Consider the following 25,540-nt stretch of genomic DNA (forward strand, 5'->3'; position numbering starts at 1 on the left):
TTCCTCGCCTCAAAATAGACCTCTTAATTAAGCAAATTGGTATTAGGTTATCTAGCCAGATATAGTTTTGGCGATAACACCGCTTGCGCGTCCTGCTCTCGCTAAGGCCTCTGCCTCCTGTAGGAAAGGTTAGCTTATGCAGCAATAGCAGGCTCTTGGAAGTAACGCCTTCAGATTGGCCAAGTATTAAAAGATAATGAGTATTAAATTCAGCCACAAATATGCAAAAACTAATGACTGAATTGGAGGCTTGTAATGAGTAACATACAATATGCAACGAATGACAATGTCCATACGCTAATCAATCAAGGTTACACATTGGTTGCCTACTATGCGCCTTGGTGTGGCCCTTGTAAACAGTTGGGACTCGCACTAGAGGCGCTGCCCAACACATTGACGCAACATCTTACTATTGTGAAAGTGAATATTGACGAATGTGGCGATGCGTTAAAGAATGCGAGCGTTGATGTGATACCAACTCTGCACTTTATGCTCAATGGCAATGTTATCGAGAAAAACATTGGTGCAGTGATCAAACCAAAACTGATGCAGCGGATCGCAAAAGAGATCCATCGCTGAGCAAGTCCAGTTGATGTGTCACTTTCAAACTGCATTATCTGTGCAGGCTTTTACGTTACTAACCGTAGCCTCCTTGCAAGCACATTACTCTACGCCATATTGGCTTCGTATGATCTTTCTCGCCGAAGCCAGTGCGGTCTCTAACTTTTTATGACCCAAAATCCGTGTAACCTCAGATCGTCGCTCTACATCAATAAAATCGTCTAAGCTTGCAATTCCCGCTTTCACAAGCTTGCGGATATTCATCACCCCCACTTCCTCAACACAAAGCAGCTTCGCGGAATCAGCCGTTGTGCCATATCTAAATCGGGTTTCTAACATATGCCAATATCCATCAGGACGCGAGATAGCACAGGCTTTAGCGATTTGTCTTAAGGCTTGAAAGACACGTGAAAGGTCATATTTAAAACCGTTTATCTTTTGGTATTGCACCGTTTTGCCACTGAGGTATGTCGCCATATCCGCTGGCAATGCCATTTCCGACGCAAATGGTACCACCCGTTGCAAACGCTTCATATAGTCATCGACTAGCTTCGCCTGACTACGTTGAATGTAGTCTGTGTTATAAGAAGGAGCCCCAGCGATAGCCCAGGCCAACGCATCATCGTTATCCCAAATCTGAGCATGGTCTACAAATCGTAACGCCGTATGCCAATGAAAAACATCCTCTGGCTTGTAGTACCAACGCGATGAAACTTTGCCAATCTCAGTTATTTCGTACTGTTCGTCATGTCCTTTGAGCATCTGTGTACGCAGTAAATCTCCCAAGACGCTCTCAACCACTTTTTGCTCAACCAAGCCTTGCAGTTTCGCTAAAGAACGGTCAAACCAGTTAACCAAATCTAGTTGATTATGAATCGTACCCGCATCTACTTCAGCGAGAATATGAAAGCCGAGGGTAGCTTCATTGACCAGTTGACTATGGACAGGCTTAGCTTGCTGTATACGATGTTCCCAAACTTTTGGCTGCGCACAAATAAGATAACAGTGCCCATGATAGCGTGCTAGATACTGGGGATCATTGTGTGCGATCCACGCCTTGGCTTCTTCGACGCTTTGAGCCAGGATAACCTTTTGGTGGTCTTTGACCTGTCGCATGTTCACTTTACGCTTTCTTCTCTGAAGGCGCGCTTCATTGTTCACGGCTTTGATATCTTGTTGATTACCTGCGTGGCGGATATCTATTATCGACTCCGCAGTGGACATATCTAACTCAGCAACACTATCTAATATTCTTAACGACAATCTATCCAAACTAGACTGGGCGTAACTATTTCCATCAGGAGCAACAACAAAGTAATCAGCTGGAAGGCTGCGCCCTGCACGGCCAGCCATTTGTAAAATATCTTCTATTTCCACTGGAGACAAACCTCGAGTTGTGCCCACAATTACAACATTTTGTGCTGGCACATTACACCCCCATGCAAGGGTTGAGGTGGATACTAAAACTCGTAGTTTTCCGTGCGGATCTTTAAATTCTTTTTCAATTTGTTGTCTGACATTTACTTTCAAATCGGCACTATGAAACTCAGCTTCAATACCCTGCGCCCTGACCTTTCTTAATAGGTCTGCGCCGGTTGCCTTATCATGGACAAAAAGAAGATATTTCTCATCTGACTTTTCGGCATCTGTCACTTTCTTGAGCGCTTCATTGATGCGACAGTCTCTACTTTGTTTGTAATTACCATTGTCTACATAGCGCGGAAAATGCCAAGTAAGGGGAGTTGGCCGCCAAGGAGAATTAATGATCTCACTTTGCAAACCATTTAATACACTTAGCCACTGTGCAAACTGCTCCACATTGGGCATCGTAGCAGACATAAATAGAATTTTCGCTTGATTAAACTGAGTAAAACGCATCAAACCAGCTTCTACAGCATGGCCACGTTCCGTGCCAATAATGTGAGACTCATCAACCACCAATAAGCCAACCCTGTCGATCCAAGCACTACGCTCACTGCCATACTTTCTAGTCCGAGAGTCCAGCATTTCAGAGGTGATACACAAGATATCCGCTTGATTTATTTCATCGTTTTTATCTGGTGATAAGGCGTAGTCTCCCGTCAATATCGCTATCTTGTATTGAGCACCGAATGTGTGTGACCAATCATCGTATTTTTCTTGGGTTAATGAGCGAAGCGGAGACACATACACAACCACTTCTCCTTTGGCTAATGTATGCGCCATACATAACTCGGCACACACCGTTTTACCACTACTGGTTGCAGTGCCCAGTACCAAGTTCACGTTTTTCGTATGTATCTGATTTTTAAGCAGCGTCGATTGCACTCGGTTAAAGTGACTAAACGGGTAATTAAGTAAAGTAAATTCAGACGTTTTGATAAGGTCATGATCTTCAACGAGGGACAACCCTACCGTTGACTGCGACAACTCTTCGCCCGTAGTTAAACCCAATTTGCGTGTCATAGACGCACAAATTGCGCCTGCGGGATAACCTAAATCATCATTGCCATGAGACAATAGAAAGAGCTGCTGATCAGCATTAAGGTGCTCTAGTGGATAAATTCTACCATTGGTTTTTGACTTTCCTGAACACACTGCATAATTACTACATAACTTCATGGCTCGACCCTGAGAAAACTGCACCATTTTGTGGGCGTAGCATTTTGGGCAATAGTCTAATTCGCCAATATCTATGTCTTGCTCGTCTGCAGCACTATCTAGACAACGAACGGCATGTTCAGTACGCCATGCAACCTGATACTCTCGATATGTGAGATTAGACACCGAGTCAAATATAACTAACTGAACCGCTTGCTCGACGAAATCGAAATGCGCATTAATACCTGTACATAACCAACGTTCACATCGGCCATCTACCGTTTTAATGACGACAAACCCGTCTGAATCTAATGCCAGTCCTACGTAACCCCAACGATTTCGGGCCCAGTCAAGCATATCATTTAACATAGTACCTCAGATCACTTACTCATTATGCAATGAGAAATAACGCTCCCACAGTAATAACTATCGCACCGTTAAAGGCTAGATTATGCAATAATCACCTGTATTTATAAGATATTTAGAAAGTCTATTAAACTAAATGGTTTTGGATCACGCTATCCGTATGTGCAATAAGCAAATGCTCGCTTTCTATAAAAACCATATAGTTAACTTCAGCTCCTGGTATAATTGATGCCAGCACATTCTCTAATGTACCTTCAAACTTTTCAGTAGCAATGCCCTTGAATGTTGCCAATTTACTAAGCCTTTGTGCTAGAGAGTCTTGTTCAAGAAATGACGCTGCATCAAACAACCAGTTATCCTTGGAAAAGTAGCGAGCAGCTTTTGTTTCAACTTCCACAAACCTTGCTGTTTCTCCCCCATTTACAGGCAAAACGAGTACAGCCGACGTATTGGGCATAACGATATAATTTGCATTTTCTAAATTCATACTCGCTCCATTCAAAAAGCCTGCCGCGCACCATTACACGAATTGTATAATCGTATGCTAAGCGTGTTAGAATGTCACGCATTAGGGAATACAAAGCTATCAGATTGGCTGTTATTCAAACATTTTTGACAAAATATCATCACTTATCGATACCTCCTTTTTTAAAAGTTGCCTAAAATGACTTTTATTGTACAATGAACTGAAAGTTACTGTTGTGCAGTCATTTTGGCTTGCTTCAACCTTCACTTTAAAAAAACCATCATGCTTACATAAAGGTGACAACATGACGCAATCAGCAGCTGAGTTTAACGGGATATTAGCGATAGCTCACGACCTCTTACCCGCAATGCACAGCGGACTTTCACAACTTAAGCCCAACGATACAGCCTTACTTGTTGCCGCTAAGCTTCATTATGCGTTTTGGTTTGCCACCTCAGAAGAGCAAATCATCGAGCTAACAAAACAAGCACAGGGGTCTGATAAAAAACGCAAAGACCTTGATAAACTCACAACTTGGGCAGAATCCGCCTCCAGCGTTTTCGATACCGAGGTGCAATGGGAAAAAATGCCCCGCCAATATCACAAAAAGTTTGAGAAATTCCCAAGCAAAGCACAAGCGACAATTGACAACCCGCTGCCTTCATTGTCAGAGACATTGATTGCTTTAGATGATTTACCAATACCGGAGCTATTAAAAACATTAGCGCAGCAGGCATCCCCTTTTCTAATGCCAGATACCGACGCTTTTCTTTCCTCTATGTTTGGCCAGCAAAGCCGCGAAAAACCTATCGACATTGTTGACGAATCAATACCAACAGAAACCGATCCACTCAGTAACAACAGTGATCTAACACCCGATGCGATTGCGGATATTCAAAATGCCTACATAGTTAAAAGCTATGTTGACGTGCCAATGACAGATGCTGCCGAGCAGCATGCGCTAACACAAACCACAGTGGAAGAAAAAACAGCGGCCAGCGAAGCGTCTAATGACACGGAGTTCACAGCGTACACACCTACCACAACTAAGAAAAAGATCCGTAAAATAGCACGCGCTGAAAAAGGTCACGGTGCAATGATCCGGATAGTACGCCATATGCTGGTTTTAAACGAGCAAGCATCAAAAGCTCAAATCATGGCTGTGTTAGATTTGCTGGGTATAAAATATGCGGCTTCAGCATTACCAGCTAAAATATCAGATGCTCGTAAAATGCTCTTGTATATGGGTGATATGGGTCTTGTAGACGAGGAACTGGCAAATTCATATGACTCAATGGTTAAAATATCTCAATACGATGAAAACCTCAGTATAGAAGATGCCAAGCGTATTGATGCACTATTAAGTGAATTGGAATTTAAACCCGTTAAGCGCAGAACTTAGATTAAATTTATCATTAATATATACAGAGTAATTTTTACATATTTAGCAATAAAACCATTGATAATAAACATAAAATACTGTTAACATCAGGGTACAGACCATGATGGTTTATCTAAAGTAATGCGGTTATTTTGGATAATAGGTATGTAGATTTTTTTGCCGCAAATTGCATTATATTTGAGCAACCCGCCTTATCAACTATGTGCGGGTTTGTTTTTAGTTAGCGCCATTATTTTCTTATCTCATTCACCAACTTTTAAATTCGCTTAAATAAAGCAAATGCGTAAAAACAAAAAAGGCCGCAACACATGCGACCTTATGAAGTATGTGTATCGCGAGCTTATACTAAGCGGATCTTGGTAATAAAACTTGGTACAAGCACATCAATTGCAGACCATACTGCAGCCGCTCTTTGGTTAACCAGCGGGTTAACACCATGCGGAAGTGCCGATGTAACAACAAGTGGCATATAAGGCGCGCTAACCAATGCACTTTCAAAATTTGACTTACCTTTATAAACACAGACTGCCGTATCAGCATCCATCACCTGTTGATTAGGCACACGTACAATTAAGATACCATCTAAGATACCGAAAATGTGTGGACCTACAGCAGCGCCGTCAGAAAGCTTAGTAAAGCCAGGTAAAGTTGCTGCCAATGCACAGACATTACGTCCCGCAACCATTGCCGAAATAGTGCCTCTGCCTGCATTATTTAAAATAGTCGCTTCAGCTTGCGCAATAGCATCTTTAAACCCTTGTTTGTGATCATTATAACTAATACCACTGGGTGCATTTTTCTTAAATGTCACCTCCCCCTGCGCTTTGGCTAATAACATGCGCGTAGCCGTATTCATTTGCTCTGAGTTAATGGCAGCGACGAGGTCTTGTGCAATTTCATCTTCGGCTACCATGCCAAAACGGCGGCGTAAAGCATAGGACTGCTGTAAACCAATCGTGTCTTTTAACGCCCATAAACGTGCTTGAACCGTTTTAGATGCAAACTTCATCCCTACTTTTGGAATGTCATCTGCCGCGTCATAATCACCACTATATGCAGCGGTAATGGTATGCTCCGCCTCTGGCGCATGCTTTGTTGATAAAGTAACCGTACCATTGACGTAATCAATTGTGCCTTGAATATCGAAACCAATTAACTGACCTAACCCATTGTCTTGCGCAACTAAATTCAACTCTGCGATTTCAACACGTACAGAACCTACTTGCACAGGCGCATTTTTTAGCGAGAAACTGTAGTCGCTCTCACCTGCTTGGGTTTGACCAAGTGCTTCACCCATCACATTTGACGTTGCAGACACACCTGATAATAACTCACCTGAGTTAAGCTGTGAGTCGCCGGATACAATATTTTTGAAGTAAATGGTGCCTTGTTCTTCATCAATTGGTTGAATTGACGCAATAGCAGATAAAGGTGAAGTACCGTAGGCAACAGTAAGCACATCCAGTGCAACATCTGGGATCTTACCCAACTGAGATAATGTGCCATCTTCTTCACAAAGCCGCTTATACACTTGGAAGTTTTCAAGTTGTTTACCCAGCGCATAGACATCCGTTGTATTAATTGCACGCACTTTACTCAATAAAGAGTTTCTTTCTAATGCTTCGACAAAAGGCTTGTATTTCGTGAAGTAGTGATCTGCTTTGCGCTCAATTGCTTGGCCCGTTACGGTTTCTTGTAACATGGTATTGTCCTCAAAATTCATAAAAAACTATCAACAGCACTCGTTGGATATAACGAGCATTCATATTAGGAGTAAGCTGTATTACTGTGTCGACTCAAACAACGAGCTTAATCGACTTGTGCCTGTATTATCTTGGCTATCTGACAGCACTACGCTGTCTTCATAATTGACGGAAAAGTTTGCATATAACTGCTCAGACAAAGAGCCTACTCGTGTTCGTGCAGTCGAGTATTGCCCACCTATTTTGCTTAACGCTGCTTGAACTTCACATACGCTACCTAGCTTTTTATAGTCTTCTAACTGCGCCATCATACTCGAGTTGAGCTGGCGAACTTCCGCCAGTGTTTGTTCCAGTAACTCAATATGCTCAGCCTGTGTTTTTGCCTGCTCATTTAGCGAATCATTTTTGCTACGCAGTGTCGCATGTTCGGCATAAGCTTTTGCCAGACTCTCTTCAACGTGGCTTTTCTGTTTCGCTAGAGCCGCAATAGTAGATGCACTCTCACTCATTACAGTATCCTTAACGGGGTTAGTCTTTAACGGGGTCTCATTCTTTTCATCCACACTCGTTTGAATGCTGGTATTGGCCAGCTCAAGAATGGACTGATGTAATTTCGTGGCCTCATCATCGAGCGATTCGACCAACGAGGGAATAGCTTGAGCAACACCTGGCTCTTGCACGAAATCAAAGGTTTCAAGTACAAAGCTGGCTTCATCTATCACCGGGGCATTGTCTCGTTTGTATGGCGTATAGCCTCCATAACCCCGACTAGATACAGGAAATTGCACACCGCCTCGAAGATAGGCGTTCAGTACTCGACCAGCTGGGGTATTTAACACTAAGATTTCACCCATTCCTATGCTGTTTTTCTCATCAATCCATAATTTAGAGATCCGATGCGATGCCCTTCCTTCCAATAGAGCCTGATCATCAAGTGCCTGCGTATGGCCGATTGTGCCTAGCATAGTTCCTGATGATATTTTAGCTTGGCTGCGCTCGATAGCAGTACGCCATAATTCACGCGTATAAAAACGGCCATTGCGAGATGTACCATCGACTAGAAAAAATGGCCCTACAACACGCGCCAATATGCCGACTCCATCTACCTGTGATGTTTCTTGCAAACCTTGTGTATGTTCAGACGCTTCACTGATCTGGTAGATCACATTAGACGTATCGAACGCGTCGATAAATAGTGTACGCTCTGTCATGCGCTGCCTCATTTAAACTCTAATTTTTCACGCAGTCGTTGTACAATGTCTTGCTTAGAATCATTGTTGTACAAATGGTGCTGTGAATCTTGCAACCACTGCACAGCATCCACTGTACAGTTGGCTTTGTTGAACGCTTTTCCTAGCTCAACCGGATGGACCAAAGCTAGCAAAATACATAGTTCGTCTTCTTGCAAGGGTAAGTTAGCTTCACCCTTTGTCGATAAGCTGTCTATTTGCAACCATTTCTGCTCAATATTGAGCAGCATTGGGATGGCGACATCCGTCACCTGCTGCCACTCTATGTGGTGACTTAACGTCTGGTACTCCTCATTCCCAGTGTATAGCAGGCTGCGTAGGGACGACACTGCATTTAACAAACGCTCCCGAACAATTAGCAGGCTTTTTTCATCCTGCCCGCTGATCCGAACAGCTAAATGTCGTCCCAAAATTTTGTGCATTCGTTTTCCAGCCGTACGACCATGAAATCGGCTAGCAACACGCATCAGCATCGCATTATTTACAACTGAGCCATGCGCTATGCACTCACTTCTAGCAAAGTCACTGGCGCCATAAACTAAGCGATTTCTTCGCTCAATAAAAGCATCCAAAACATCTTCGGGGATCTGTTCTGGCGCCCTCCCATCCTCATCAATCAAGTCAAGCTGACCCACTTCGCACAATAACAGTACCCGCTCAGCAGGCTTTGCAAACCTCATCACTTCTCATTACTCATCTTCACTCTAGCGTCGCATTTTACTGGTGTTTCACTTTGTATTGGCTCAGCATTATTTGCTGTTTTGCTTTGTGATAATTGCTGAACTGCGGTGTCTACTAACTGCCTTAGCGAAGCTTCATCCATATGCAATGCTTCTAATGGCTTGCGTTTAGGCTGGAGATTTTTTTTTTGCTTCTACGGGCTGTTTCTTGGCCCCTGAAGCCGCTTTTTTTTTCTGGTTTATCGAGCACAACGCTTTGGGGTTCATCGGTTTCTCTAGAAACCAAAAACGGGTCTAGCACACCAACCATATTTAATTGACGCCTGATCCACTCGAATACGGCTTTGAAATCAACTTTATCTTGAAAATGTGCCGAATCATCCAGATCCTGCATAAACGCCAGTAAATTTGATACAGAGAACAATACCTGTTCTGTTGACTCGAGCTGATCAAGCGCCTCTAAGCCCACTCCCTGACGGCTGAAATGAACTTGGATCTCTTGTACAGAACACTGAATGCCTTTTTTCGCTAAGTGCGTCATTGCAAGCTGTTTTAAACCATTTGCCAAGGCACCTTGAATTGATTTTACCTTTCGTAAGTAACGCGTATGACGTTTTTCAAACTCTCCTTGAGATTGTAAGGTTTCACCACCAAAGAGTAATTCAATAGGCACTCCTATCGACGCGCATACTGCTGCTCTAATATCACGGATACACGCGAGTAAATCATCAATATTTACGGTGTCCGGTACATCCATTCCCTGCAGCGTCCCCCTATCACCAAACACAGGTAACACTGTGGCTTTCCCTGCGGTGGCCATAATATCTCCCACCGCTGTCAGTGACTGCGCCTCACCGTTAAACGTGGTTTTCTGATTCAATAAACTTTCATAACGTCTGGCGATATTAAAGGCTTCTTTAGGCTCCGTGGCGCTTGGGATCGACACCCCAACCAAAGACCGAGTACTTAATTGATGCAACTTACTTGCCGGCACCAGCGCTTCAAGTAGTTGAAGCTCCTTTAGTTTTGACTGTACACCAAAAAGCAGCGGTTTACCCACTCGCACATAGTTAGGTAGCATTTTGGTGGCAAGGTGCTGCTTATCTCGCACCGATACTCCCAATTCATCGCCTAGGTCGACACGAAGTTTATTTCGCCCAAGTGCAAAATGCAGGTGAGAATTTGCGGGTGTGATACGGATACGCTCTTGTTCTCGAACTAAGAATTTGGCTGGCATTCCATGACGATATAATGCCACTACATCATTTTGTGTAACATCATCGATCACTTCGCTCACGCCATTGGCATCAGCAATAAGACGTAGTGTGTAGTCGCCATACTTTAGCAGATCTGGAGTCACATCTTCACAAAGTTGATCAAAATTAATCTCTTTTTGTAACGCGCTCAAAGCAGCTTCAACATCCTTGTTGCTACTATGGAGATTTACGATACAACCATGCTCGGGGTCGGCCACCAATACTTCATCACATATCAGTGAGTGCATTGCATCAACAAGGTAATAAGTGGATAGCTCTTCAACTGTACGGCTGTAGTCACGCTTGGTGCTCGCAGCTTTAGTAAAGGTACTCACCATTGCCAATGCTGCTGCGCCATCGGTATTACTTGCAGCAATTCGTTGTTCTATTTCTTCTTTTACAGCAGCCTGAAAGCCAAATAATGACTGTTTAGCAAAATTTGCTTCGTGGTGATGAGTCGAAGACTCAGTTAATTTATCAAACTCAACAGCCTGCTTTGTGTCATACAGATTAGTATTCACTAAGGGTACCGCCCTAAATTCACGTCTCATTAGTTCATATAATTGTACAAGGTAAGTTACAACTACAATTGTACAATGAAATGGTTGGTTCTAGTTTATCAAGACTGATGCTGTACAACAAGTTGCAAGAGAGCTTCCAATCTAGTTTTATTTTGATGCTGAACGCAAAGCACTATAAGGCAGGCAGTTACAATACATGAAATAAAACAATGCACATAGGTTAGCTGTACAGCCTTATATTCTCTCTCGGTATCAGTCTAAATTTACGCAAGCAACGTGTCACCGTATGTATATGCGAGCCATACATTCAAAGCGGCTTTTCTATTAATATGGATACGACGTACAGCGAAACCCCAACTATTGTACAATGGTAAAATCCTCCTTATCTGTCGACAAAATACCTGCGCCGCAGTGTGTTATGCTTGATTAGTGATTGTAGCCCAAGCTACACTTATCATTATTGTATAAAAGTATAAGTTGCTCTCATGGCGTTAAAAGAATATCAATCGTTCAAAAGCAAACTCAGCTCACGGGGTGACCGACGAGCATTGAATCTGCTATCGACTTTGAACCTATTACGCCATGATATGCTCATTGATGAGCAAACAATTATCAAAGCCTGCCTCTGTGCAAAGACTTTAGCATCACTTAAAGCGAGGTTGTCCGCGCATTTACAAGCCCATGCCTTTACTAAAAATTCAATCACAACTTATCGCAGCCGCCTCACTCAATTGGCAACCACATACAAACAACACATTAATCCACACGTATTAGATGAACAAGCCAATACGGGGCAACGTTTAATGCACTATGCCGCTAAATATTGGCCTAAAAAAAACAAAGGACAACTACATACGTTAATCAATGAGTACAGTGGTATTCCAATTGGGACAATAAAACGCTGGACGAGTCACGACGTGCAGCCAAGGGCACAGCATGTTGTAGCTCTGGCAAAATTAGAAACGCTCTTTGGATTGGATATGGGCACGCTCACACAGTGCGCTCGCATCAATAAGCAGCGCTCGCTAAGCAAGCACATTAAACCAAAGGTACCGTTACCAAAACAACAACCCGAAATCGACACCTTACCAGCACACTTGCAGTTACAAATTAACGCCCTGCTAGATTTCAAAAATAAGTTAGTCGCGCCGCCGCTTTCACAAGCTAGCTTTGCGATGAGAAAGCGCGAAGCGCTTCCCCTACAAGGCGCAGGGCGGTGGACTACAACCCCTGATGGCATCAACAGCAGCGCTGAAAATTTTTGCGCTCAAGTCTTACGTTTCTTCCGGTGGGTTGTGACCTCACATGACATTAAAGTTCAGCAGCTTGACCTTAGCATGCTTACTTGTGTTGAACTCCTTGAGGGTTACACACACGCATGTTTTCGAAGTGAAGTGTATAACACGCTATTAGCTTTTCTTACGCCGCTATATGGCCTATGTGAGGCAAACTCAGGTTATTTAACCAGGTATCATGCTCCGAAGTGTACCTGGATACTCTACGATGGCCATAGCACGGAGCAATTTGATGGCCTCGACGACTGGCTGAGTCAATCCATATATTTACATCGACAAATTGGTACTTGGATCAGAGATACAAAACATAAAATCAATGAAAGGCGACATGATAAGCAAAGCAGTGGCAGTCGAAATATTCACTGGTTACTCGATAGGCCGGATGCAGACTTATCACAGAGTATGGCAGAATTACAGTTAATGATTGAAGCCATGGTAGAGTTTGCTGATAAAATAACAGAACCTGCACGACAGTTACTGCCTTTACAGGTGGCAGTGTGGTTATCACTTAGCATAAAAACGCCATTACGCATTTCAAACTGGTGCGCTATGCAATGGCTTGATGCACCTTTTGCAGCTCAAGCGAAAACACCCGTTTTGTATAAAGATGCAGGCACATATTATTTAAAAGTTCCCCGCAATTGGCTCAAAAATCGCCGTAGTCTTGAAGTCACTATGATTGAGGCTAAAATAGAAGATCCATTTACAATCAAACTGCTAAATCGATTAGCAGCCATAAGGACGCAATTGGCCTGGCCAACCATGAGCGATGCGGTATTTATACAAACCAGAGACAGCAAAACGCGCGACCGTGGTGCGCCATACACACGTAAGGCACTTGCCAAAGTGATCCAACAGTGGACAGCTAAGACCGCCAAAGCACTTTGGCCAGAGCGGTTTATTGAAAATGGCATAAACCCCCACGCCTTGAGACATTTTATGGCCACCTTTGTTCTCGATAAAACCGGTGATTATGGCATGGCAGCAACCAAACTGATGGATAGCGTGGCAGTAGTGATTAAGGTCTATGGTAAAAACGACCATGAAACAAATACCATCAAACTGAAGCAGCTTGGTTTATAGTGAACATAACCTTTTGATAAATAAAATTTTCTGACAGGACATTTTAGCGATAATTGCGTTGAATCGACTTCCAATAGCGAGCTATTGGTGCATAGTGCAATATTTTACCAACTCCGAGATCTACTGAAAAAAGACCTCTGGTTCCAGACGATTTAACCCATCGACGCGACAAAAAGGCCACTATGAGAGATAAACAGATCATTGTCTTACCAGCTAAAAACAGCTTCAACAGGGCGAGACGATGTTTAAGATAGCGTGTATGTCATGTAAACGGTTTTGCACTTTAGGCCTTCTTACTCTATCTTTTCTTCGCAAACTTGCAACAGGCAAGGAAGTGGCCGCAGCCAAAGTTTCAAAGTTCGTGTGTAATGACCCAACCCAAAATTTAGGCTCTTCATATTGCCGATAGTTAACAGGGGAGCTTAGTAAAATGTCCACAAAAGTCCTAATTGACGACACTAATTCCGCCACATATTTGGACGTAAAGTGGATAAAGTACACTTTTTGTTGACTGAGCTCCTAGCCTCTCAATCGCAGTTTAGTGGTACCCCACACTACGGAGCTGGTCTTATCGTTACTTAGCTATAGTCTGAAAAATATAAATCGCTACTACGGTCATTAAGCTGAGTAGCACATAGAAAATGGTGATAGTCCCCTTGCCAGTAACCGACTATTTTTTCAAAATAAGTAAAGTGTAGTGACGACTCAGGCTCTTTATCTTGAGAAGGGGTTTGTGGCGGACTAAACAAATCACTTACCAATTTCAGCTGTGTTAGCGAGTCATTGTGTTGATCCAGGGGTAAATTGAAGCTCATATTAGTAACATCACAGCATGTCGGTTGATACATGCCAATGCTATCGCCATATTGATAAAATGACGTGCAAAAATTATCAGTATTCATCTTATTTAGTCTCTACTTTTTGACCGACTGGAATTATCATCTCTGGTGCTAAGGTCGTAGATCGACGCTTACGCTTAATCAGTATCGTAGGTTTGCCCACTGTTTTCTTAAGCCCCCCTTTTGACTTGCCAATATTCGGTTTTGATAGTCGCTTGGGCTTGTCATTGATAGCTGCATGAACTTTGACTAGTGAGTCGGATAAATAAGGCCGCGGAGCAATACGCTCACATAGATCTCGCCCATTTTCAGCCAGCAATTCGTATGTCTGTGCGGCGCTATCTTCTTTCGCGACCCGAAACAAGTAGCTAGCATATTTGTTGCGGATCTTAGCACGGGTAAGATCGCTACGAGTAAGCTCTGCTCGCATAATCCCAAGCACTATTTCACGCTCTAACCATTGTGCATAGCGTTCACTTTGCAACGCGTTATGCTGCTTAGTCAATCCAACAAGTTGATTAAGAGTATAAATCATTTCTCGGCGCGTGATTTTCCCATCTCGCTTACCATGCAAGTCAACCCGAGCAGCGCCAACGCCCCACAAAACGCAACATGTTAAATATCTTTTTGAGCGCGCCACATATGCCAACGTGTCTCTGATCACCTGCGCTGAAAACTCCCCTTCAAGTTTACGCAATAATTGCGCATGTAAAGCCAATGACCAAGGCCGAGGATCTTTACCAAAGTGTTGGGGGTACACCTTAGATAAGTGTTTTTGTAATTGCTTTCGCGCATTTAGCATGACTGCTTTTTGACTGCTCAGTCTAGCAGTGATGTCGTCAGCTGGTATTTGCTTGGTTTGACTAGGTGGCAATCGGTTTTCCATCTTGCCTCCCTCAAACGTTTTTAGCAAAATTAAGCAGGCACGTATATACGCATTGCGCTATCAGTCCTTTATTTACGATGCGCTTGTCATTTAAAGCAAAAATACAATAGTGCATTGTTCTTATCTCATTATGTTCACAGCAAAATAGCCGCTGCGATATCTCAAGTCTCATGTTTGATTTAAGTTGTACAATATAGCAACTTGGGTACAAGGATACGGTTATTCGAGTGCACTGTAAAGCATTTGCTAAAGCCCAATCTATTTTTTACTGCTCGGTAGTCTAATATTGTACAACTAAACTCCCTACCTCTCTGTGTCATGTCTCAAAAGCATCATCGATGTTGGCCACCTAACACATTTAGACAAACAAATGGTCCGTATTGATCTGATAGCCAGAGGACTTCAACCTATCAACCAGGTGGTTTGCTCGGCTCTTAAAAGCACTTTCATTTAACCCTAGCCGTGATGCAAGCGCACCAACCGATACCCCTTGCACTAGCCCCATGATAACTTCCTGATCCGAAAGCTCCATATCCTCAATAACAGCTTTGTGCACTTTAGCTCCCCCCAGCACAACGATATCTTTATCGTTTCGTTGTATTGATGTTAAGTTAGGCTGCTCTTTTGTTTGATTATTTATTTGCAAGCTACCCGATTTGCCTTGGGCTTGTGCTAATGCGGCATCCATTTGCTGAATGCTAGGCGCTTGTTGCTTTGCCATCTGTCGGACCTGCGTCGGAATATCTGGCGCTCGCTTTTGAGATACTGGAGCGATTTGTTCATTCACAGTTTTAGTTGAGGGATCAGAGGTAGTAGGCTCGCTTGTAATACTCTGCTGCACTTCGTTTTGCTCCCTCTCCGACTTTTTGTGTTTCGATTCATTCTGTTTTTGCGCTAATGCACCATTGGTTGCCAATGTTAAAATCACAGCTAAAGGATCAAACACGATAATAATGGCAAAAATAAAATACTTCACCGCTTCGTCTTTATCGATGTTAAACATATCAGCCACATACAATATCGGGCCTACATGTGACTTGGCTTCAAGTATGCGTTTGTTTAATTGAGTTAACACCTCAATCAAGCGGCCCTCTCGTTCTGCTAACACTTCCAGCTCAGGTCGACGTTCTCGCTGCAATTCAATTCTTTTGGTCACATAGGTATTCGGTACATTTCCTATTTCCGTATGTATACGCTCAATATCCTCACGAACGATGGCAAGTTCAATCTGTTTTTGCTCGACAAGCAACTCTATTTCGTTCAGTTGCTTGAGTGAATCTCCATAACCTTGTGATAGAAAACCAAATATTCCTAATGAAGTGATGGCCATAAGCACCAAGATAGCACTCACAAGATACCCTTTCATGGCTCTGCTAACGTCATCCCACGCGCGATAAACATAAGATGCAGCAACGAGTTTACCTAATTCAAGGCTTGCCCCCATAAATACCACTGGCCAATAGCTGGCAGAAAACATCGCGGCTAAACCTAAGATAGAAAAGTACGCCGCATTCCCTGCGATCAACAGCGCAGTAAAAGCCAAAATAGTTATAAAAATCATCATATTCTCCGTGTTTTACTGAGTACTACTCAAAAGAAGGGATAGTCATCGGCTGGCTAGATTGCGGCTGAATAGGTGTCAGCATCTCAATGACATAATCACAAGCAGCTTCAAAATCGAATTGTTCTAAACTCGTCCCAACCGAGTCATCTGCTATCGTCAACGCTACACAGCGCACACTCGCAACATTGAGTTTTTCGACTTCATTCCTAACGTGGGTGCGCAGCTGAAGCTGAGCTTGTTCACTTTGAAACTGACTTGGGAATAAGCAATACACTGTCGCAGCAGTATTGCACAGCCAATCTGTTAGTTGTTCACGGCTGGGAAACCCTTTGACTAACACCAAGTCATTATTCGTTTGCTCTATTCTATGGCGTTTAAATTCAGTGCTTTTCATTCATCACTCCTTTTATCATAGCCTGTGTAAAGGCGCCGAATAGGCAACCAACACTCTCACCACTGTACTTAACGTGCTAGTAATTAATATACTTGCTAGCATAACCAGTAAGCTGATACTGGCGTCTAATGCCTCAAAACTCATCGATAAACGGATAACCCTAGGTTTGGAGTATGCCAGTATCGCAGTCTAATCAATTACGGCTACAAAAAAGCCGCAGTCTACATTCGCTGCGGCTATTGTACAACAGATATTGAGAAAGTGTATCTCTCTGTCTAAATTGCTTGGTAACCCTTAGCTAGCGCTCTTGAGTCAACTCCTTGGCTGATAAGCGTAGCAGCTGCGTTAATTTCGTCTAAACGCGATAATGCACGCGCATCCATGCCAAGAGACTGAATCATATGCCCAGCTACTGAGCCATCTGCAAATATTGAGCGCGTATCCATACCACGCGAAGTAATATAGGGAGCAGACTCCATGTTTGCTTGATTGAAATACTCAGTATGGAAACCAAATCGAGCCAGCAGTAAGTTACCCTGAGTAGTAAATCGCAAAGGCTGTAAAGCAATCGCCCTTCTTTCTACAGCAGCAACAGCAACTTTGTTTTGCTCAGGTAAACCGGTGTTGGTTAAGAGCGCTTCCGAAGCTACTTGGGGGTGACTGATAAGCACTTTAGGCCGTATTCTATGCGTACCATGGAGAAGCGCAGCTTCTTGAACCTGAGATACATTACACAGATACTCTGGTTTTATATGTACGGTGTTATATAAAAGAGCATCACTATTGGCAATGGAGTCAAAGAACACATATTTAGGTTTAATAGACGTAGTATTAAACAGCAACGGATCTGAATTAACCGTTGTGTGAATAAATATATAGCTAACTTTGGGCGACTGAAAGCTGCCAACTAAAACCGGCTCTTGAAGTTCACCAGTATAATTAGTTAGCACACTCCACCTGGCCGTATGCGCCGTTTTGACAACCAGATCTGAATAATTAGCATCGCCAAAAAACAATAGCTGTTCTTGTGGATAGCCAATAAACTCTGTAGTGTGCTGTTTTGCCTTCACCCAATGTTGTCGGTAGCGAGAAACAGGCTTCTCCTCACCGTTCCAACTGTCGCGTAACGTGATCCCTTTGTATCGTAAAGTAACGTGCATAATGTCTCCTAGCCGTCAGACGCAAATGGTAGGTAATGCCTACCATCACTATCACTCTCCCAAAGCCTCTATTTCAGCACCGCTTTTGAGTGTATCCACAGAGGAAAGGCGGTTAAGTGCCGCTTCCATTTGTGCTTTTGCATCTGACCAATCATGAAACATATTGGTGAAGTAAACATCGATAAATTTACTCACTAGAGGTAAATTCACATCACTTTTGCTCATATCCAATCGTGTTAACTGCAACGGAGCCTGTGAATCGTGTAAGCCAACCGCCATATCAAAATATTTATAAGTTAGCTGCGCTACATCCAGCGGTGCAGAGCCATCCCAGATTTCATTAGGCCAATCCGTAATGTCTGTCTTGCTACGCACTTCGTCTTGATCAACAATGATAAAGGCCTGTGCTGCGGTACCACTGTTACGAATATCAATTGCAAATTTAGAGGTGGGGTTAAAGCGCAGTGCCGGCATAATAGGCAAACGCCTCTCTTCTGTATCAAAGTTCGTAGCTGGATCTCCCTTATCAGCGGCCTTTCGATATGTATATGATACGCCGAATTCAGCTAAAGGCAGTTGAGGTCGGCCCGAAGACCATTGGGTATACCCCACACTCGATGCTAATACCTGCTTATCTGCATCTAACACCACCAATAACGCGGGTTTACCTTCAACAATCCGCATTCTTTTAAGATCTTCCGATGTATCTTTGAACTGAGACTGGGTAGCATACTGTGGCTGCTCAGATGCAGCCAAGATATGTGGTAGTATAATAAGTGACATACAAAATACTCCTATTGCATCATGATGCGCAGTGAAAGTGGCGTAATAGTTTCAAATTCGTAACCCCGTCTTGGCAGCTCTATTTGCAAATCGGCACCGCTACCAACCAGGCCAATTGTACCAACAATAATCGGTCTTCTTTCGGGTTGATAATCATAAAACATGTGTGAAACATAGCCTGTTACTTTTGTGCCATCAGGATTTGTGGCACTCTTTGGCGCATACACTTTGTAGCTTTGCATTGTTGGTAAAGAACTTGATTCGCTAATCATAAACCACGTGGGCAGATCACCAGATGTAAGTTTGTTCTCTCTACCGGCCTGTATAACACCATTGCGATTACCCGCATTCCAGGTATATTCCTTCTGCCCGTCAAAAGAAAAGTCCATCATCCACGATGTCGTTACTCCTTCCAAAGGTGGCAGCGTTTGCATACCTTCAATCGCTGACTCCAACCGCACTCCCTCCGGCAGTATCAAGCCGCTAGCTCGAACCGACTGACCAAATACAGCTCGAGAACGGTTGTCAGTATGGTCACAGGACAATTCAATAGACCCGAGGTGAGGAAAGTCAAGGTCAAGAGAGAAACCATATTTTTCAGTTGCATCCGCAGTAACGACATCACCTTCTTTCATCGCAAAGGTGCCGTAAAGTAATTCTGCTGGGGTAGGCACTCTACCTACAAAACCATGCAAATAATAATTACGTGCATCTTTGTTTTCTGAAGACGTGTCAATGTATGCAGGGCTGCCCCAACGATGTACAATTTCTTTAACCGCCTCATCATTAATCAGTGTGTTTAATGTAGACATATATTCTCCAAAAATTTAATTACTATGTGAGGCTAAAGGCCTGCGTCCAACATCTCTTGTGGGCTTTGCGTCGTGCTTACCGATTCAATACTATTTAATCGCGCTTCTAGCTCCGCTTTAGCATTGGACCAATCACGTAAAAAGTTAGTGAAATACACATTGATATGGGGCTCAATCAACTTTATGACTTGATCGTTTTGATCAACGTCTAAAGAGGAAAATCGCAACGTGGCATCCGACTGCTCAGTACCAACCGTTAACTCTAAATATTTATAACCACTGGTTGTTACGTCAAACGGTTCATCACCACGCCACATCTCACTAGGCCAGGTTTCTATATCTATTCTGCTATATTGTTCATTTCTATCGGTAATCAAATAGGCATTCGCTATGGTGCCCGAATTTCTAAGTGCTACATCGAAATCCTGATATGGCGTAAACCTCAGCGCAGGGGTAAGCGGTTGCAAATTCACAGTTTGTGAAAAAGCAGTAACAGCATCAGCGTTGGATGTACGATATGTGAAGTTAACACCATGCTGACTAGGAGAAAGGTTTGAACGTTCCTTTGTTGACCAATAAGTCGTACCAACCGTAGATGCTAAAATGTTATTCTGCGCATCCACAACAATAAGTAGCGCAGGTTTATATTCAATCTTTCGTGTCAGATGAATATCTCTTGAAGATTCATGGATTGAAAGCTGAGCATAGTGAGTTCTGTTTTCGGCAGCTATCAATACAACCGGGTGAATAACCAATGACATAGTAGCTCCTAGTTACTTTTAATTTTCAACGATACTAAAGTTGCAGAGTAGATATTGTTTTCATATCCATCTGAAAGTTCAATTTCGGCACCACTACCCACAGAGCCAAAACGGCCATACAAGACCCCTAACCTAGAAAAGTGGGTACTTTGCAACGAATTAATTGTCGCAATATGTTGATTATCACGATCCATCACTTTTTGTGTATCTCTAGCAGGGAAATCTAAGCTTTCAGAAATATAAAACCAGGTGGGCTTGAACCCATGTACAAGCCGCCCCTCATCATGCGCTGTCTTTAACGCAGCTTTATTGCCCCCATGCCAATGTTTTTTTGCGCTAGGACTAAACGTTACACTCATCATCATAGACGTATCATGGTGCTCTTTCACTGGCAATCGAGTATAATGTGTATATCCTTTTACCAGTGATATTCCCTCGGGAAATACTCGCCCACTGACTTCAGCGTCAATAGTTGCCTGACCGGGAGAAGGTTCAGTATCAGCGTTACCACCTGCTCTATAATAATGCGCGTCAGCTGATAAATCGGTTCGAATACCAATCCAGCCTAGATAGGCATCAGCTAAATCGTGAGGGGTATTAGATACAAGATCTCCAATTTTATTAATAAATGTTCCGTAGTACATTTCAGCAGGCGTTGGCACTCGCCCGGTAAACGCATGAATATAGTACCGAGAGGCCGGTGAGCTACCATATTTGAGCATCCCCAAATAGTAAGTAGGACTCCCCCAACCATGTAATATTTCTTGTAGATCTTGCTTATTTAATAAGGTCTCTAACCTTGGTGCACCTTGATCACTCATCTGATCTCCTAATAACTGTGTCTCATCAATGCAAGCTATGTTCGGTGGACTGTTTCTAGCCATACATCATAAAATTTCAAGTCTAAGTAAACGTGCTGATGCACTAAAATATACACTAACTAGTATTGTACAATGTAAATTACTCTCAACATACCGCTTAACTACAACTTACTATTATACAATACCTAAAATATGTACATCGTTCACGCCGGTGGTGTACGTGTAAATAATATCGTAAGTGCCGTACCAATTCCTATGCCAATCAGGTGCGAGTACACCTGTAAACTGAAGGCGAATACTTTTAACATTGTGAATAGGCGTTGGTAGATAAAGGGTTTCCACACCGCTTGCGCCTTCGATAACAAATGTGTGTGCACTAGACCAATTACCAGCTGCATCAGAGTATAAAAACTCAATTTGCTTGGGGCAACGATTGCGTCTTTGCGTTTCGCCTGAAATATGTAACCCAACCACGGTACGTTGTAACGTTTTAAAGTCAACTTGCAGGTAACTCGTGCCATTCACTTGGTCGGAAAGCCACAAACCACCACTTTGAAAAGCATGAAAAGGCAAAGTGTATGTCCAAAAACGTGCGCCACTATAGGGTGGACCCGCGTTACGAAACCCAGTGAAATCGCTCGAAACTAATCCGTTGGTACTGGGTAGAGACAGTTGCTGTGGCTTTTCACACACATCTTGATGCGGTTGGTGAATATAAAATGGCAATGGAACTTGATGCTGCTCAAGAAAAAGCCCCCGACCCATTGCAAAATCTTCAATGTGTTCAATTTCGAGATCAGCGCCCGAGCCTTTCTTTCCAACTGTTCCTACAAAAAATACGTATCCCCTCACACTTAAATTGGCATCAACAGATGCGACACCATCTAGTTGGGTCATCACGAATACAAATGATCGTAGCTCGCCAGTGTGCAGATACAAAGGAAAAACGCCTCCTTCTGTTTCCTGTGGCCATCTAAATGACATAATACCTTCGTCATTGACCTCAAGCCGTGGCATATCTCGATAAGCAGCAGGCTTGTGCCCTGCACTCAACATCAAATTGATGTCATTTATACTAAGGCCGTTATTAAGCCTCAAGTACGCTGCAAGCTCTTCAACTGATCGAGAATCTAAACAAAACAACGCACCTTGGCTCAGGTCATTATGCCAAAGTGTTTTATCAAACGTTGGTAAGTTTGCATTTAAGTCTGTCGCTAGCTTTTTTTTTATTAACCCAATAATGTTGGGACACCACCAGATCTCCTTTACATATTCAACGAGTGCAAAACGCACCAGAGCCTCTGTATTCCTGATCTTAACCCGCTACAACAATGGATTAGTAAACATGGCAAAGCCTTATACAACACCTAGAACACGAATATCACTGATACCGATTGTACGGGTGAAAATTCGTCCAGGCCCGTAACGGTTTTTATGTGAATCAGGATTCAATACATCATTAAACTTCAAGCGCACACCTTTCACATTTTTTACCGGCTCTGGTAAATATAGAGTTTCAATTCCTCGTGTACCTTGAATGACAAATGTATGGACACTGTGCCATACGCCCTGAGCATCAATACAAATAAACTCTATCTTTTTTGGACAACGGTTACGTCGCCCTATCTGTCCCGCAATATACACTCCAGAAATAGAGCGCTGAATGGTTTCAAAGTTAACCTGCAAATGACCATTTAAAGCACTTGAAAGCCACAAATTTCTTTGAAACGCAGAATAAGGTGGTGTTGATATACCACGCGGTGCTCCACTATACAATGGCCCCGAATTATTTACACCTTGATAATCTCTGGTAGTCATACCATTAGTACCAGGTAAAGATAATGCCTGTGGATGAGTACTTTTATCGGCATGGGGCTGATGGATGAAAAATGGCATATCGATGCTATTATTCTCCATAAAAAGCGCGCCTCCTACCTCATATTCAGAGATTTCCTCAAGCTCCAAATCGGCGCCAGAGTCTTTGCCACCGACTGTGCCTGCAAAAAATACGTAAGCCCTAGCACTTAAGTTGGAGTCAACTGAAGCATACGGGCTTACCCTTGTCATCAGTAAAAAAAATGACTGAACGGGCCCCGCTTCTAACTGTAGTGGATAAATCGCTTGGTTCGTTTCTTGTGGCCAAATAAATGATATTTTACCGTTGTCACTGACGACTAATTCAGGCATCTGCCTGTACGATACAGGCTTATACCCAGATACTAACATAGCATTGATTTGAGCCGCATTAAGACCATTTTCTAACCTCAACTCATCCGCTAGTGCTTCAACAGGCCTAGCATCGAAACAAAAGAGCGCCCCATGATCTGAGGTACCTCCCCAAGCCGTACCTGTGAAAGTAGGTAAGTATGAAGCTAAATCAGCTCCTAGCTTGCGCTTATTTATCCAATAATATGTGGATCCCATAATCTCTCCATTCTTGGTATAACACGGAAATAGGCAACCAAGTTCGTGCTAAACACAACCTAGTACAACCATTTGCTCTATCGCGATGTGATAGTAGTAGTTGTAATGACCTGACCAACGGTTATAGACTTTGTCTTTAGCAAGTGATTCGATCAGTTCAAATCGCATGCTGACCACGCCTTTTAGGGGATCTGGGAATGTAAGGGTAACAATACCATTTGAACCTGTATTATCAAATGTGGGACCTGTTCGCTCAACACCATCGGCCAATGTATAAAAGACCTTGATTATCCTTGGTAAGCGATAACGCCAATTAAGCTGACCTTCAACAAACAAGCCTGTAATTTCTTTTTGCGGCTCTTTGAAATCAACTTTAACATAGCTGCCACCAGAGGCCGCCGTAGTCCCCCAAACACCTCCAACCTTAAATGGACGCCAATAATTGCTACTTGGATTTGTTGAGCAATTAGCCACACGAATACCATTTGTTCCAATTAAAGACAGCGGCTGTGGTACATTCAGACGGTCAATATGCGTGTTATAAATATTAAATGGTGTAGTTACTTTATTATCTGGTACATACAAGGGTCGACCATTTTTATATTCATCGACCTTTTCAATTTCCAGCTCGGCACCACTTCCTTTCGCACCAACTGAACCCACGAAAAAAATATGAGTTCGAACGCTCAGCTGGCTATCTAACGTAGCCCTATCACTAGTATTACTCATTAAAAAAGCAAATGACTTAACCTCCCCTTCTTCCAATTGCGGAGGGTAGCAAAGGTAGCGCTGTGCATCAGGCCAAGAAAACGTAATGCCACCAGAACCATCGATAGCTATTTGTGCGCGATCACGCCAGCCCATTGGTTTCGATGGTTGCGTGAGCATATTATTAACCTGCGTTTTACTTAGCCCATTTTGATGGCGTAAATATGCTGCAAGGGCTTCAGGTTCTCTGCTATCGAGTAAAAACAACGCGCCTTCATTGTGGTCACTAGACCAGCTTGAGCCTTTAAATGTTGGCAGATATTCACTGAGACAGTTGACTAGCATTTGGCTGCTAATCCAGTAGTGGGCAGCGGTCATGAATATACTCCTTATAAGGGAACTCTTACAGGTAACATATTGACAGGATCTGGCGCCTGCCCTTGATCATAACTCTCAGTTATCACCAGCAAGTCCTTGCTAGAAACAGTATCGCCGACACCAACTGAGCCTAAAAACTCGATGCCACCGGTTACATTTTCCACCTGTTCCCAGTCACCCTCAAGAACAGCAAACCATGTTGGTATTGGCAACGGTTCGCTCGCACTATAAAGCTTGCTAGCCACTTTGTGAGATAATGACGCTTCATCATTAGCTTGGCTGTATAAAAGGTTTGTGACTAATGCAGATTTGTTCCAATTAGGCGTTCCATACTCTACCGAATCGGTGTAAGACAGAGATTTACCAGATAAAATTGGAATTAACTCATACGTCGCGATGAAATCACTGCTACGTGCTTTTAAAACCTGCAACATGTCCTCTTCTGATAGTCCCATGTCAAAAGCTGGTAATGCCCCTGAAAAAAGCATTAATCTGCGTTTGGAGTGATTTAAAAACAACAAAGTTTTTAAAACCGTTGAGTAGTTTGTTATCACCGTATTCCCCTAAAAATAGTGCTACTGGCCTTTACCCTCAGCCCTAAATGTCATTCTATACATACCCGCCTAACTACTAGGTTTGTTTTGAACCAAGAAAGCTTTTTTGGTAGCACCGCTACCGAAACCTGCTGTCGGCAAGAGATTTAGATCTATGTAGATAACCAGGCAAAACTTTGCTATTTAGTTGCTCTAAATAAGAAACTTTTAACGCTGTTAGCGTCAAATTTACTCCTTCAAATTGAGCAAGTATTAAGTCAAATTGGTATTACTCTTTAAAAATGCTTAACTGA

23 protein-coding genes are annotated in these 25,540 nt (G+C 43.0%); 3 read left to right on the forward strand and 20 right to left on the reverse strand.

From position 1 onward, the window contains the following. Positions 1-255 precede the first annotated feature (255 nt). A complete protein-coding gene (locus tag D9603_RS13910; protein WP_128731768.1) occupies positions 256-579 on the forward strand; it encodes a thioredoxin domain-containing protein in 324 nt (107 codons plus the stop codon). Positions 580-663: 84 nt separating this feature from the next. Here D9603_RS13910 and D9603_RS13915 read toward each other — a convergent pair whose 3' ends face one another. Both D9603_RS13915 and D9603_RS13920 read right to left on the reverse strand, forming a co-directional pair. Then, positions 664-3,510, reverse strand: a complete 2,847-nt coding sequence (locus tag D9603_RS13915) for a DEAD/DEAH box helicase (RefSeq protein ID WP_128731769.1) — start codon at positions 3,508-3,510, stop codon at positions 664-666. 124 nt (positions 3,511-3,634) lie between these two features. Continuing rightward, positions 3,635-3,994: a hypothetical protein gene (locus D9603_RS13920; RefSeq protein ID WP_128731770.1), complete on the reverse strand. Its 360-nt coding sequence runs from the start codon at positions 3,992-3,994 to the stop codon at positions 3,635-3,637. Between the two features lie 283 nt (positions 3,995-4,277). On the opposite strand from D9603_RS13920, the gene D9603_RS13925 reads away from it, so the two are divergent. Then, the gene (locus tag D9603_RS13925) at positions 4,278-5,375 is read left to right on the forward strand and encodes a hypothetical protein (RefSeq protein WP_128731771.1); all 1,098 of its coding nucleotides are present in this window, start codon (positions 4,278-4,280) and stop codon (positions 5,373-5,375) included. 340 nt (positions 5,376-5,715) lie between these two features. Here D9603_RS13925 and D9603_RS13930 read toward each other — a convergent pair whose 3' ends face one another. From D9603_RS13930 to D9603_RS13945, 5 genes are all read right to left on the reverse strand, one after another. Further along, positions 5,716-7,077, reverse strand: coding sequence for a hypothetical protein (locus D9603_RS13930; protein WP_128731772.1), 1,362 nt, complete (start codon positions 7,075-7,077; stop codon positions 5,716-5,718). Positions 7,078-7,158: 81 nt separating this feature from the next. Beyond that, the gene (locus D9603_RS13935; RefSeq protein ID WP_161972753.1) at positions 7,159-8,289 is read right to left on the reverse strand and encodes a hypothetical protein; all 1,131 of its coding nucleotides are present in this window, start codon (positions 8,287-8,289) and stop codon (positions 7,159-7,161) included. An 8-nt stretch (positions 8,290-8,297) separates the two neighbouring features. Then, on the reverse strand, positions 8,298-9,008 hold the full coding sequence (locus D9603_RS13940; protein WP_128731774.1) for a hypothetical protein: 711 nt from the start codon (positions 9,006-9,008) through the stop codon (positions 8,298-8,300). After that, positions 9,008-9,151 (reverse strand): hypothetical protein, encoded by a 144-nt coding sequence (locus D9603_RS21670; protein ID WP_161972754.1) that lies wholly within the window; start codon positions 9,149-9,151, stop codon positions 9,008-9,010. The genes D9603_RS13940 and D9603_RS21670 overlap by 1 nt, the downstream gene beginning before the upstream one ends. Positions 9,152-9,162: 11 nt before the next feature. Next, complete coding sequence (locus D9603_RS13945) at positions 9,163-10,785, reverse strand: hypothetical protein (protein WP_128731775.1); 1,623 nt, start codon at positions 10,783-10,785, stop codon at positions 9,163-9,165. Positions 10,786-11,270: 485 nt separating this feature from the next. Here D9603_RS13945 and D9603_RS13950 point away from each other — a divergent pair, with 485 nt between their 5' ends. After that, the gene (locus D9603_RS13950) at positions 11,271-13,163 is read left to right on the forward strand and encodes a tyrosine-type recombinase/integrase (RefSeq protein WP_128731776.1); all 1,893 of its coding nucleotides are present in this window, start codon (positions 11,271-11,273) and stop codon (positions 13,161-13,163) included. A gap of 578 nt (positions 13,164-13,741) precedes the next feature. On the opposite strand, the gene D9603_RS13955 is transcribed toward D9603_RS13950, so the two are convergent. The 13 genes from D9603_RS13955 to D9603_RS14015 form a co-directional block, all read right to left on the reverse strand. Continuing rightward, positions 13,742-14,065: a hypothetical protein gene (locus tag D9603_RS13955; protein ID WP_128731777.1), complete on the reverse strand. Its 324-nt coding sequence runs from the start codon at positions 14,063-14,065 to the stop codon at positions 13,742-13,744. 1 nt (position 14,066) lies between these two features. Continuing rightward, positions 14,067-14,888 carry a ProQ/FINO family protein gene (locus D9603_RS13960; RefSeq protein WP_128731778.1) on the reverse strand — a complete coding sequence of 274 codons (822 nt, stop codon included), beginning with the start codon at positions 14,886-14,888 and terminating at the stop codon, positions 14,067-14,069. A 358-nt stretch (positions 14,889-15,246) separates the two neighbouring features. Then, positions 15,247-16,452 (reverse strand): hypothetical protein, encoded by a 1,206-nt coding sequence (locus tag D9603_RS13965; RefSeq protein WP_128731779.1) that lies wholly within the window; start codon positions 16,450-16,452, stop codon positions 15,247-15,249. 22 nt (positions 16,453-16,474) lie between these two features. After that, complete coding sequence (locus tag D9603_RS13970) at positions 16,475-16,846, reverse strand: hypothetical protein (protein ID WP_125251948.1); 372 nt, start codon at positions 16,844-16,846, stop codon at positions 16,475-16,477. A 275-nt stretch (positions 16,847-17,121) separates the two neighbouring features. Beyond that, complete coding sequence (locus D9603_RS13975) at positions 17,122-18,006, reverse strand: hypothetical protein (protein WP_128731780.1); 885 nt, start codon at positions 18,004-18,006, stop codon at positions 17,122-17,124. Between the two features lie 51 nt (positions 18,007-18,057). Next, positions 18,058-18,789 carry a hypothetical protein gene (locus D9603_RS13980; protein ID WP_128731781.1) on the reverse strand — a complete coding sequence of 244 codons (732 nt, stop codon included), beginning with the start codon at positions 18,787-18,789 and terminating at the stop codon, positions 18,058-18,060. Between the two features lie 11 nt (positions 18,790-18,800). Next, positions 18,801-19,601 (reverse strand): hypothetical protein, encoded by an 801-nt coding sequence (locus D9603_RS13985; RefSeq protein WP_128731782.1) that lies wholly within the window; start codon positions 19,599-19,601, stop codon positions 18,801-18,803. Between the two features lie 32 nt (positions 19,602-19,633). Beyond that, positions 19,634-20,362, reverse strand: coding sequence for a hypothetical protein (locus D9603_RS13990; RefSeq protein ID WP_128731783.1), 729 nt, complete (start codon positions 20,360-20,362; stop codon positions 19,634-19,636). Positions 20,363-20,370: 8 nt separating this feature from the next. Continuing rightward, positions 20,371-21,183, reverse strand: coding sequence for a hypothetical protein (locus D9603_RS13995; RefSeq protein ID WP_128731784.1), 813 nt, complete (start codon positions 21,181-21,183; stop codon positions 20,371-20,373). A gap of 174 nt (positions 21,184-21,357) precedes the next feature. Further along, positions 21,358-22,476 carry a discoidin domain-containing protein gene (locus D9603_RS14000; protein WP_128731785.1) on the reverse strand — a complete coding sequence of 373 codons (1,119 nt, stop codon included), beginning with the start codon at positions 22,474-22,476 and terminating at the stop codon, positions 21,358-21,360. Positions 22,477-22,539: 63 nt separating this feature from the next. Then, positions 22,540-23,607, reverse strand: a complete 1,068-nt coding sequence (locus D9603_RS14005) for a hypothetical protein (protein WP_128731786.1) — start codon at positions 23,605-23,607, stop codon at positions 22,540-22,542. 48 nt (positions 23,608-23,655) lie between these two features. Further along, positions 23,656-24,693 carry a hypothetical protein gene (locus D9603_RS14010; RefSeq protein WP_128731787.1) on the reverse strand — a complete coding sequence of 346 codons (1,038 nt, stop codon included), beginning with the start codon at positions 24,691-24,693 and terminating at the stop codon, positions 23,656-23,658. A gap of 11 nt (positions 24,694-24,704) precedes the next feature. Further along, positions 24,705-25,247, reverse strand: coding sequence for a hypothetical protein (locus D9603_RS14015; RefSeq protein ID WP_128731788.1), 543 nt, complete (start codon positions 25,245-25,247; stop codon positions 24,705-24,707). Positions 25,248-25,540: the final 293 nt, after the last annotated feature.

This window comes from Pseudoalteromonas sp. PS5 (genome assembly GCF_004103255.1).
Taxonomy (GTDB): domain Bacteria; phylum Pseudomonadota; class Gammaproteobacteria; order Enterobacterales; family Alteromonadaceae; genus Pseudoalteromonas; species Pseudoalteromonas peptidolytica.